At 76.2% G+C, this 10,518-nt stretch carries 10 protein-coding genes; 6 read left to right on the plus strand and 4 right to left on the minus strand.

The genetic code is table 11. The annotated features are described in order from the left end of the window. Together KMS84_RS35570 and KMS84_RS35575 are read left to right on the plus strand one after the other, a co-directional pair. Window positions 1-741: polysaccharide deacetylase family protein (locus tag KMS84_RS35570; RefSeq protein WP_256920664.1), on the plus strand; the 741-nt coding region annotated here is incomplete at its 5' end. A 53-nt stretch (window positions 742-794) separates the two neighbouring features. Continuing rightward, window positions 795-983: a hypothetical protein gene (locus KMS84_RS35575; protein ID WP_256920665.1), complete on the plus strand. Its 189-nt coding sequence runs from the start codon at window positions 795-797 to the stop codon at window positions 981-983. Between the two features lie 333 nt (window positions 984-1,316). Here KMS84_RS35575 and KMS84_RS35580 read toward each other — a convergent pair whose 3' ends face one another. Beyond that, complete coding sequence (locus KMS84_RS35580; protein WP_256920666.1) at window positions 1,317-1,988, minus strand: ABC transporter; 672 nt, start codon at window positions 1,986-1,988, stop codon at window positions 1,317-1,319. Continuing rightward, complete coding sequence (locus KMS84_RS35585) at window positions 1,985-2,842, minus strand: ABC transporter ATP-binding protein (protein WP_256920667.1); 858 nt, start codon at window positions 2,840-2,842, stop codon at window positions 1,985-1,987. The genes KMS84_RS35580 and KMS84_RS35585 overlap by 4 nt, the downstream gene beginning before the upstream one ends. Before the next feature lie 121 nt (window positions 2,843-2,963). On the opposite strand from KMS84_RS35585, the gene KMS84_RS35590 reads away from it, so the two are divergent. The 4 genes from KMS84_RS35590 to KMS84_RS35605 all read left to right on the plus strand — a co-directional run bounded on the left by KMS84_RS35590 (window position 2,964) and on the right by KMS84_RS35605 (window position 8,168). Continuing rightward, window positions 2,964-3,662, plus strand: a complete 699-nt coding sequence (locus KMS84_RS35590; RefSeq protein WP_256920668.1) for an aminoacyl-tRNA hydrolase — start codon at window positions 2,964-2,966, stop codon at window positions 3,660-3,662. A gap of 136 nt (window positions 3,663-3,798) precedes the next feature. Further along, window positions 3,799-5,277 carry an MbnB/TglH/ChrH family RiPP precursor modification enzyme gene (locus KMS84_RS35595; RefSeq protein ID WP_256920669.1) on the plus strand — a complete coding sequence of 493 codons (1,479 nt, stop codon included), beginning with the start codon at window positions 3,799-3,801 and terminating at the stop codon, window positions 5,275-5,277. 256 nt (window positions 5,278-5,533) lie between these two features. Further along, window positions 5,534-6,313, plus strand: a complete 780-nt coding sequence (locus tag KMS84_RS35600; protein WP_256920670.1) for a DUF4142 domain-containing protein — start codon at window positions 5,534-5,536, stop codon at window positions 6,311-6,313. Window positions 6,314-6,497: 184 nt separating this feature from the next. Further along, window positions 6,498-8,168 carry an alpha/beta hydrolase gene (locus KMS84_RS35605; protein WP_256920671.1) on the plus strand — a complete coding sequence of 557 codons (1,671 nt, stop codon included), beginning with the start codon at window positions 6,498-6,500 and terminating at the stop codon, window positions 8,166-8,168. Window positions 8,169-8,253: 85 nt separating this feature from the next. Here KMS84_RS35605 and hemQ read toward each other — a convergent pair whose 3' ends face one another. Both hemQ and hemG read right to left on the minus strand, forming a co-directional pair. Then, window positions 8,254-8,985, minus strand: a complete 732-nt coding sequence (gene hemQ, locus KMS84_RS35610) for a hydrogen peroxide-dependent heme synthase (RefSeq protein WP_256920672.1) — start codon at window positions 8,983-8,985, stop codon at window positions 8,254-8,256. A 5-nt stretch (window positions 8,986-8,990) separates the two neighbouring features. After that, window positions 8,991-10,448 (minus strand): protoporphyrinogen oxidase, encoded by a 1,458-nt coding sequence (hemG, locus tag KMS84_RS35615; protein ID WP_256920673.1) that lies wholly within the window; start codon window positions 10,446-10,448, stop codon window positions 8,991-8,993. Between the last annotated feature and the right edge of the window lie 70 nt (window positions 10,449-10,518).

Consider the following 10,518-nt stretch of genomic DNA (forward strand, 5'->3'; position numbering starts at 1 on the left):
CCCCACACCCCCGCCGGCCCTTCCGGACCCCCGACGCTCGCCCCCGGACCGGCCGGCCTCACCCCGGTCTTCCGCAACGCGCCCCGCGCCGCCGGCAAGGTGGTCGCCCTCACCTTCGACGCCGACATGACCGCCGACCAGGGCGGCCGGGCGGCCGCGGGCGAACACTTCGACAACCCCGCGCTGATCGCGGCCCTGCGGACGCTGAAGGTGCCGGCCACCGTGTTCATGACGGGCCGCTGGGCGGAGCAGTACCCGGACCAGGCCCGCTCCCTCGGCCACGACCCCCTGTTCGAGGTCGCCAACCACTCCTACAGCCACTACGCCTTCACCGACGACTGCTACGGCCTGCCGACCGTCCCCGAGGACCGGATGCTCGCGGACGTGGAACGCGCGTACACCGCGTTCCGCAAGGCGGGCGTGCCGGACGCGATGCCCTACTTCCGCTTCCCCGGCGGCTGCTACGACCGGCGGGCGCTGCGCGCGGTGAGCGGCGCCGGCGTGACCGCCGTGCAGTGGGACGTGGTGAGCGGCGACGCGTTCGCCACGGACGCCGACGCCGTGGCGCGGCAGGTGATGCAGGGCGTGAAACCCGGCTCGGTGGTCGTCATGCACTGCACCCGCAGCGCCGCCCCCACGACCGAGCGGGTGGTGCGCACGGTCGTGCCGGAGCTGCGCCGCCGGGGCTACCGGTTCGTCAGGGTGTCGGAGCTGATCGGGACGGCGAGCGCACGGCGCTGACCCGCACGGCCCGTCCGGCTCGCGGGCCGGGGCGCTTTCGTACGCTGGGAGGCATGAGCGACGACACCGACCGGGACCACTGCCGGATCGACGCGACCGTCCCGCCCGCCGCGGACGGGCCCCCCTTCGCCGAGTGCGTGCTGTGCCGGAAACCCACCGAACACCCCGAGTCGTACAAGGGGATCACGCTGTGCCCGGTGTGCGAGTGGCAGGAGGCGCAGCGGACCGCCTGCTCCGGCTGACCCCCGGCCCGCCCCCCGGCGCGGCCGGCCCGAGCGGGGCCGGGGCCACCGACCGCACCGCCCTCGGCGAGCGGGCGCCACGCGGAAGGACGCGCCCGGGTCCCGGCCCCGACGGTGGCGGACGCGCTGCACGAGCTCACGGAAGCGGTGCGCGTCCACCCGGACCCGCCCCGCCCCCGCGCGGCTACGAGCAGGTGAACCCGGACTCCGCCCAGTCGGCGAGCGCCACCGGACCGAACGGCCCGCGCGGCTCGACGACCAGCCTCCGGCCCGGACGCCCGCGCGGGGCGGGCCGCCGCCCGGCGCTCGGCGGCCCGCCCCTCTCGCGCCCTCTCACGGCGACCGCCGGGACGTCAGCGCGCAGGCCGCGGCGACGGCGGCGGCGCTCAGAGCGGCCGCCGCGGCGAGCGGCAGCACCGGCATGTGGACCGTCGCCGTGTGGGAGCCGCCGACCAGCCCGCTGACGGCCGCGTGCGCGGGGGAACCGCTCACCACGAGCGACAGCAGGGCCGCGAGCAGCAGCGCGGGCACCGCGCGACCGGTCGAGCGCAGCACGGGCCAGGCGGTGAGCGCGCCGACGGCGGCGCCGAGCAGGGCGCAGGTCAGCACGGCGAGCAGGCCCGCGCCCGCGGCCTCGGGGACGGGCACACGGCGTTGGTGGTCGCTGCCGACGGGGTCGCTGATCAGGGTGACGACCGCTGTCGCGAGCGCGCCGAGCACCACGGCCGACGCCAGGGCGACCAGCACGCACGCCAGGTGCGCCCGGGCCGGACCGACCGCCGCGGCGACCACGGCGCGGGCGGCCGGGGGTTCGCCGGCGACGCAGATCCGCACCAGCCAGGCGGCGACGGGCAGCAGGAAGGCGGCGGCGTAGCCGAGCGAGTCCAGCAGCGGCTGGCCGCCCTGCACGCCGACGCCGAGGAACACGGCGTACAGCAGGAACGGGGGCAGCCAGCGCTGCGAGCGCACCAACAGGGCGGCCTGGTAGCGCAGGAGGGCGGTCATCGGCGCCCCTCGTCCCGGCGGACGTCCGCCACGTGCCAGGGCGGCCGGGCGGCCAGCAGAGCGCGCAGCACGACGTCGGAGTGGGAGGCGGGGACCGTGAGCCGGTGCGTCCCCCGAGCCGTCTCCTGCGTGCGGACGGCCAGGCGGAGCGCCTCGGCGGGAAGCGGCGAGGACGCGCCGCGCACCTCGACGATCATGTACGGGCCGTCGGGCGCCGCGGGCCGCTCGTCGACGGCACGGCGCCGAAGACCGCCGTCGCGCACCGTGTAGACGGTGTCCGCCGCCCCGGCCAGGCGGCGCGGGTCGTGGTCGACGAAGACCACGGCCCCGCCGGCGGCCGTCCGCTCGGCGACGGCCCGTTCCAGTTCGGCCCGCGCCTGCGCGTCCAGGCCGGTCCAGGCCTCGTCCAGGATCAGCAGCCCGGGCTCCGCGAGGAGGGCCTGTGCGACGGCGACCTTCTGGCTGCTGCCCTTCGACAGACGGGTCATGGGCGTGCGGGCGTGGGCTGCCGCGCCGAAGCGGTCCAGCCACTCCCGCGCGGTGCGCTCGGCCGACGCCCGCGGCAGGCCGTGCACGGCGGCGAGGTGAGTCAGATAGCCGAGGGCCGTGAAGGGGAGCGCAGCGGGGAAGCGTTCGGGGACGTACGCGGTGCGGGGGCGGCCGGTGACCCGGCCCTCCGTGGGGGCGTCGGTCCCGGCGAGGAGCCGGAGCAGGGTGGACTTGCCGCTGCCGTTGGGGCCCTCGACGCGCGTGAGGCTGCCGGGGGTCAGCGTCACGGACACGTTGCGCAGCACCCACGGGCCGCGTAAGCCGTAGCGGCGGCCCACGTCGTCCAGGCGGAGATCGCGTTCCATGGCGTCCATCCTGGCGCAGAAGGGCCGCGTCCGGTCCCGGCCGCGGTGGAACGGCCGCGCGCGGTCACCGCGGGCGCGGCCGCCCCGCTGCGCGCGAGACCGGGTCAAGTAGCCTGCGGCTGTGAGTGAAAGCCCCTTTCAGACCGAGCCGACCCCCCGCGACGAGGCTCCGCAGTTCGTGCTGCCGCTGGTCGTGCGGTTGGAGAAGTCCGCGCCCCCGGCCCGTACCGACGCCCTGGAGGCCGCGGCCCGGGCCGTTCTCGTGATGCTCGGCGACGAGCGGTCCGTCGGGGACGGCGAGTGGGCCCAGGTCATGCGCGACTGGCAGGACGCCCGCATCCGCAAGGTGGTCCGCCGGGCCCGGGGCGCCGAGTGGCGGCGGGCCGGGGAGCTGCCGGGCATCACGGTCACCGGGAAGTCGGCGGAGGTGCGGGTCTTCCCGCCCGTGCCGTTGGACGGCTGGCCGAAGGAACTCGCCAAGTTGCAGGTCTCCGGCACCGAGCTCGACGACCCGGAGCCGCCCGCGGACGTCGCGCCGGGGACGGCCGTGCTGTGGATGAGTCCGGACGTCGAGATGTCGGCGGGCAAGGCGATGGCGCAGGCCGGGCACGGCGCACAGCTCGCCTGGTGGGAGCTGTCGGACGACGAGCGGGCCGCCTGGCGCGAGGCGGGGTTCCCGCTCGCCGTACGGACCGCCGACCGGCGGTGGCGTGAACTGACGGCCGGCGGGCTGCCGCTGGTGCGCGACGCGGGCTTCACCGAGATCGCCCCGGGCAGCTGCACCGTCGTCGCGGAGCATCCCGCGCTGCTCGCGCGCTGAGCCCCGCGCCCGTCGACCGCCCCCCTCGCGCCCGAACCTCAAATGTTGCTCTGAAGGGGGGTCCCGGGCGGTTCGGCGGACGGGGGCGGGGCCATACCTCCGTCACCACGCAGGGGGAACGAAGGAGGCGGGGGCCATGGTGCGACTGGGGACGGGGATCGGCTGGCGGCCGGAGATCGCGGACGCCGTGGAGCGGATGCCGGGCATCGACTGGGTCGAGGCCGTCGCCGAGAACGTGTGTCCCGGCCATCTGCCCGACTCCCTGCTGCGGCTGCGCGAGCGCGGGGTCACCGTGGTCCCGCACGGCGTCTCGCTCGGGCTCGGTGACGCGGAGCGGCCCGACCCGGGGCGGCTGGCCGCTCTGGCCGAGCGGGCCGAGGCGCTGGGCGCGCCGCTGGTGACCGAGCACATCGCGTTCGTGCGGGCGGGCGGCCCGCTGACGGCGTCCCCCCGGCTGGAGGCCGGACACCTGCTGCCCGTGCCGCGCACCCGGGACGCCCTGGACGTGCTGTGCGAGAACGTGCGCATCGCGCAGGACGCGCTGCCCGTGCCGCTCGCCGTCGAGAACATCGCCGCGCTCGTGGCCTGGCCGGGCGAGGAGATGACCGAGGGGCAGTTCCTGTACGAGCTGGCCGACCGCACGGGCGTGCGGCTGCTCGTCGACGTCGCCAACCTGCACACCAACCACGTCAACCGGGGCGAGGATCCCGCCGAGGCGCTCGCCGAGCTGCCTCTGGAGGCCATCGCCTACGTCCATGTGGCGGGGGGCTTCGAGCGGGACGGCGTCTGGCACGACAGCCACGCCCATCCGGTGCCCCGACCGGTCCTCGACATCCTGACCGACCTCGCGTCCCGTGTGTCGCCGCCGGGAGTGCTGCTGGAGCGGGACGACCGCTTCCCCGAACCGGCCGAGCTCGAAAGGGAGTTGGCGGGCATCCGGGAGGCCGTCCGGACAGGGGCGGCCCGGAGCCTCGCCGCACGGCCCTCCGCGCGCACGGGACCGCGGGGCGTGACGCGCGACGCGTGCGCTCCTGCGGCCCGCCTCGCCGTTTCGGCCGTCGGCGCAACCGTCGCCGCAGCCGTCGGCGCCACCGCCGTTCCTGCCTCCACCCTGGCCGCGCCCGCAGCCTCCCTCCCGCCCGCAGCACCTGCCGCGCCCGTCGCTCGCGCCGAGCGCGTCGCCCCGAGGCAGGAGCCCGTCGCCCCCGCCGGGGCCGCCCGTCAGCGGCTGGGGCTCGCCCAGGCCGCGCTGCTCTCCGCCCTGGTCGCCGGGACACCGGTCCCCGAGGGCTTCGACCGGGTGCGGCTCGGCGTGCAGGCGCGCGCGCTGGCGGCGAAGCGGGCGGACGTGGTGGCGAAGGTCGCGCCGGAGCTGCCGCTGATCCTCGGCGACGGCTACCGGGCCGCCTTCCTCACGTACGCCCAGGGGCGCCCGATGCGCGGCGGCTACCGGCAGGACGCCCTCGACTTCGCCGAGGAGACGCTGCTGAGCGGCCGCTGCGCGCCGGGCCGGCCACGGCGCGAGCTGCGCCGCTGGTGGCTGGACCGCTCCGGTCCCGCACCCCGGAGGACATCCCGCCTGGGCCGGAGGGGACGAGCCCTGACCCGGCACTGACGAGCGTCCGGTGTCGCCGCGCCCGGAATGTGCCCGGGTTAACACCGCCCCGGAGTCACGAGCCCGCACCCGCCGCGACAGCCGTTTACCGGCGTTTCACCCCGATTCACCCCTCCCGCCACCTCGCCGTTTTCGACCGATATGGTGGTGATGCAACGCTTCGCCCCTGTACGGCAGTTGACGGGAACGGCGCAGTAACATGCCAGTTCCCGCAACCGAAGCGCACTAGTGTGCAGTGCCGCGAGCAGGAGGCACCATGCGCCCGCGTCCCCCGATCCAGGGCAGAGGCATCTTCAGTGGCACCGGGCTCATCATCACCGGCCTGGCGGCGACCCTCGCGGCGCTGATCTTCCCCGTCTGGTCGTACTCCGGCGGGCCGACCGCCGCCGACGCGAACACGCTGAAGGAAGAGGCGGTGGCCACCCAGTACGGGCCGCTGTCCGCCCTGGACCAGGAGTTCGTCACCAAGGTCCGGCTGGCCGGGCTGTGGGAGCTGCCCGCCGGCCGGCAGGCGCAGACGAAGGGCACGACCGAGGCGGTGCGGACGGCGGGCCGGCACCTCGTCGAGGGGCACGCCTTCCTGGACCAGCGGGTGCGCACCGTCGCCGCGCAGCTCGGCCTCACACTGCCCGACGAGCCCAGCGAACAGCAGCAGGGCTGGCTGGCGGAGCTGGACGCGGCGCAGGGCGTGGAGTACGACCGCACGTTCGCCAACGTGCTGCGCCTCGCGCACGGCCGGGTGTTCGCCCTCGTCGCCCAGGTGCGGGCCGGCACCCGCAACTCGCTGGTGCGCGCCCTCGCCGACGACGCCAACACCACCGTGCTGGACCACATCAAGATCCTCGAGGCCACCGGCTACGTCGACTTCGACGCGCTCGCCCAGGACCTGGCCGCCGGCAGCACCCCGTCGGCCCCCGGCTCCCCCGGACCGTCGACCGCCTCGACCGGTCCCGGGCCGGTCGTGCCGCTCCCGGCGTCCCCCTCGCCCACCTACCCGCTTCCGCCGGCCGCCGCGAGCCCGCCGCCCGGCTCCTGAACCCCCGTCGGACGTCCGGACCGGCGGCCCGTCCGCGGGCACGACGGGGACGTGGCGGGGCGCGCCCCGTCGCCGGGGGGCGCACAGGGGGCATTGGCGCCGACACCCGCCGTTGGTGCTTGCCTTCCCCCTGGGCCGAACCAACCATCCCTTTTGTCGCCCCCGTGCACCGAAGGGACACCCGATGCGAGCCGCCGCCCTCCATTCGGCCGCAGGAGCCCTGCTCCTGACCGCCCTCGCCGCCGTCCCGGCGAACGGGCTCCCCCACGCCGGCGCCCCCGGCGTCCCGATCGCCCCGGACACCTTCGCCGCGGGCCCGGCCCTCGCCCCCGGCAGGCCGCTCACCGCGGGCCGGGCGCTCGTCCCCGGCGTGGCGCTCGCCGCCGCGCGGGCCGCCGCGGAGGGCGTCGACTTCGGGAAGTGCTCCGACGCGCAGGACCTGCCCGGCGCCATGCAGTGCGGCACCGTCTCCGTCCCCCTCGACTACGCGCACCCCGACGGCCGGCAGATCACGCTGGCCGTCAGCCGCGTGCAGGCGACCCACCGGGATCCGCACAACAGCAAGCGGCGGGTGCCCGGGCAGGGCGCGCTCGTCTTCAACCCGGGCGGTCCCGGCGGCTCCGGACGGTACTTCCCGCTGATCGGGCTGCTGCCGGAGTGGAAGCGCATCGGCGCCGCCTACGACCTCGTCGGCTACGACCCGCGCGGGGTCGGCCGGTCGGCGCCCCTGTCCTGCCAGGACCCCAAGCGCTTCTTCAAGGGCCCCTCCCCCGCCCCGGTCCACCCCTCGGAGTCGTACAAGAAGGAGCGCATCGCGCAGGCGAAGGCGTACGCGCGGGGCTGCGCGCAGCGGGCGGGCAGCGCCCTGCGGCACTACAACTCGCTCAACAACGCCCGCGACCTGGACGTGCTGCGGGCGGCCCTGGGCGAGGACCGGCTGACGTTCATGGGGGCGTCGTACGGCACCTACTTCGGGGCGCTGTACGCGACGCTGTTCCCCTCGCACGTGCGGCGGATGGTGTTCGACGCGGCCGTGGACCCGGACCCCGCGCAGATCTGGTACCGCAACAACCTCGGCCAGTCGGCGGCGTTCGAGAGCCGCTGGACGGACCTGCGGGAGTGGATCGCCGCGCACGACGACGTGTACGGCCTCGGCGCCACGGCCGACGAGGTGCTGGACAGCTACGAACGGGCCCGTGCCCGGCTGGCCGCGGCGCCGGCCGGCGGGAAGGTGGGGCCCGGTCAGCTACAGGGCGCGTTCCTTCAGGCCGCGTACTACGACGACTACTGGCCCGGCCGCGCGCAGGCGCTGTCGGAGTACCTGAAGGGCGACCCGAAGCAGCTGATCGCGCAGGCCGCTCCGGCGCGGACGGCGGCCGCCGAGGCGGAGAACGCCAACGCCGTGTACACGGCCGTCGAGTGCAACGACGCGCCGTGGCCGACGGACTGGAGGGTGTGGGACCGCGACAACACGCGGCTCGCGCGGATCGCCCCGTTCGAGACCTGGGACAACGTGTGGGCGAACCTGCCGTGCGCCTACTGGCCGGCGCCCCGGCAGCGGCCGCTCGACGTGCGGACCGGGCCGGGCGAGCTGCCGCCGACGCTGATCCTGGCCGCCGAGCGGGACGCGGCCGCGCCGTACGCGGGCGCCCTGGAGATGCACCGGCGGCTGTCGGGCTCGGTCCTGGTGACCGAGCGGGACGCGGGCACCCACGGCATCGCGGGCGGTCCCAACCGGTGCGTCAACGGGCATCTCGACGCGTATCTGCTGGAGGGCCGGCTCCCGGCCCGGCGCGCCGCCTGCGCGGGGCGCGCGGAGCCGGAACCGAAGCCGAGGCCCGACGCCGGGCGCTGAGCACGGGCGATGACGCCGGGCGTCGGGGCGTCGGGCGTCAGGGCGTCGGGGTCACGGGGCGAGCCCCGACGACCGGGTCCGCCCGTCAGGCCAGACCGGCCACCAGGTCGGCCACCGACCTGCGCCGGCCGGTGTAGAACGGCACTTCCTCGCGGACGTGCATACGGGCCTCGGAGGCGCGCAGGTGACGCATGAGGTCGACGATGCGGTGCAGCTCGTCGGCCTCGAAGGCCAGGATCCACTCGTAGTCGCCCAGCGAGAACGACGCCACCGTGTTGGCCCGGACGTCGGGGTAGCCGCGGGCCATCTTGCCGTGGTCGGCGAGCATGCGGCGGCGGTCCTCGTCGGGCAGCAGGTACCAGTCGTAGGAGCGGACGAAGGGGTAGACGCTCACGTAGTCGCGGGGCGTCTCGTCGGCGAGGAACGCCGGGATGTGCGAGCGGTTGAACTCGGCGGGGCGGTGCAGCGCCATGTTCGACCAGACCGGCTCCAGGGCGCGGCCCAGCCGGGTGCGGCGGAAGAGGCTGTACGCCTCCTGCAACTGGTCGCTGGTCTCCGCGTGCCACCAGATCATCACGTCGGCGTCGGCGCGCAGTCCGGACAGGTCGTAGGTGCCGCGGATCGTCACGTCCTTCGCGGCGAGCTGGTCGAACAGCTCCTGGACCTCGTCGGCGTAGCCCGCGCGGTCGTCGGGGAGCACGTCCTTCAGCCTGAAGACGGACCACAGGGTGTAGCGGATGACCTCGTTGAGGTCCTTGGCCAGCTTGCCCTTGTTCGGGATCCTGCCGGGCTCGGTGGTGGAGGCGTCGTCACTCATGGCTCTCATTCTCCCGCTCCGCCGTGCAGACTCTGCACCGGGTCGGCCGCGAGCCGCGCCGCGGCGCCCGGGTCGCCGCCCAGCCGGTCCACCGCCGCGTCGGCGCTCGCGACGCACGCGGGGATGCCCACGCCGTCGTAGGCGGCGCCGCACACCGCGATGCCGGGGAGCAGGGCCAGCTGCTCGCGGACGCGGGCCACGCGCGCGTGGTGGCCGACGGGGTACTGCGGCAGGCCGTCCGTCCAGCGGGTCACCCGGGTCTCCAGGGGGGACGCGGTCAAACCGGTGGCCTCGCGCAGGTCGTGCCGGGAGACGGCGACGAGGTCGGCGTCGTCCTTGTCGAGGATCCCGCTCTCGCCGTGGCGGCCCACGGAGGTGCGCAGCACGACCGTGCCGGGGTCCTCGTCGGCGATCCAGCCCCACTTCTGGGAGGCGAAGGTGGAGGCCTTGATGGTGTGTCCGTCGACCGGCGGGACGAGGAAGCCGCTGCCGTCGGGCAGGGCGGCGTCGGCGCGCCGGTAGGCGAGGGTGACCAGGGCCATGGAGGCGTACTCCACGGTGCGCAGTTCGGCGGCGGCCCCGGGGGACACCGTCGCGAGCAGGGCGGCCGCGGCCGGCGCGGGGACGGCGACGACCACGGCGTCGGCCCGCAGCTCGCGCTCCCCCGCCGTGACGTGCCAGCCGCCCGCGGGGTCGCGGCGCAGCGCGGTGACCGGCACGCGCGTGCGGATCTCGCCGCCGCCCGCCTCGACGGACGCGGCGACCGCGAGCGGCAGGGAGCCCACCCCGCCCCGGATGCCCATGAAGACGGGACCGGCCTGCGGGGCGGTCGCCGCCTCGCGCTGGATCTCGCGCACGGCCTCGGTGAGCGAGGCGTGCGCACGCGCGGCCCGGAACAGCTGCGGGACGGCCGAGCGCATCGAGATGCGGTAGGCGTCGCCCGCGTAGACACCGCCCAGCAGGGGCTCGACGAGGCGGTCGACGACTTCGCGGCCCACGCGCGCCGCCACGTACGCGCCGACCGCCACGTCGTCACCGAGTTCGGTGCGGGGCAGGTCGGCGTCGCGTTCGACGCGCGCGAGGCCCTCGTCGGACAGGACGCCGGAGAGGGCCGCCGCGGTGCCGGGGACGCCCATGACGTGGCCCTTGGGCATGGGGCGCAGCACGCCGCGGGTCCAGATCGAGGCCGCTGCGGTGGCCGGCGGCTCCAGGCGGTCGCCGAGCCCCGCCTCGCGTGCGAGGGCGACCGCCTCGGGGCGGCGGGCCAGCATCGACTCCGCGCCGAGGTCCACCCGCACCCCGGCGATCTCGCCCGGCAGCAGCTTGCCGCCGACCCGGTCGGACGCCTCCAGCACGGTCACCCGCGCGCCGCGCCGCAGCAGCCGGTGGGCGGCGGCCAGCCCGGCGATCCCGGCTCCGACGACGACGACGTGCTGCCCGGCGACCGTACCCGTTGCGCTCATGTCCCCCACTCTCTCAGACCCCGCCGGCACTCCCGCCGCCCCGGGCGGGCCGGGCCGGCGCCCGGCAGGA

It is taken from the genome of Streptomyces hilarionis (assembly GCF_024539675.1).
GTDB lineage: Bacteria > Actinomycetota > Actinomycetes > Streptomycetales > Streptomycetaceae > Streptomyces > Streptomyces hilarionis.

What these genes read in the sequence shown, in the direction of transcription:
- KMS84_RS35575 (WP_256920665.1), top strand. Translation starts at nt 795, where the DNA reads ATGAGCGACGACACCGACCGGGACCACTGCCGGATCGACGCGACCGTC.
- KMS84_RS35580 (WP_256920666.1), bottom strand. Translation starts at nt 1,988, where the DNA reads ATGACCGCCCTCCTGCGCTACCAGGCCGCCCTGTTGGTGCGCTCGCAG.
- KMS84_RS35585 (WP_256920667.1), bottom strand. Translation starts at nt 2,842, where the DNA reads ATGGAACGCGATCTCCGCCTGGACGACGTGGGCCGCCGCTACGGCTTA.
- KMS84_RS35595 (WP_256920669.1), top strand. Translation starts at nt 3,799, where the DNA reads ATGGTGCGACTGGGGACGGGGATCGGCTGGCGGCCGGAGATCGCGGAC.
- KMS84_RS35600 (WP_256920670.1), top strand. Translation starts at nt 5,534, where the DNA reads ATGCGCCCGCGTCCCCCGATCCAGGGCAGAGGCATCTTCAGTGGCACC.
- KMS84_RS35605 (WP_256920671.1), top strand. Translation starts at nt 6,498, where the DNA reads ATGCGAGCCGCCGCCCTCCATTCGGCCGCAGGAGCCCTGCTCCTGACC.
- hemQ (WP_256920672.1), bottom strand. Translation starts at nt 8,985, where the DNA reads ATGAGTGACGACGCCTCCACCACCGAGCCCGGCAGGATCCCGAACAAG.
- hemG (WP_256920673.1), bottom strand. Translation starts at nt 10,448, where the DNA reads ATGAGCGCAACGGGTACGGTCGCCGGGCAGCACGTCGTCGTCGTCGGA.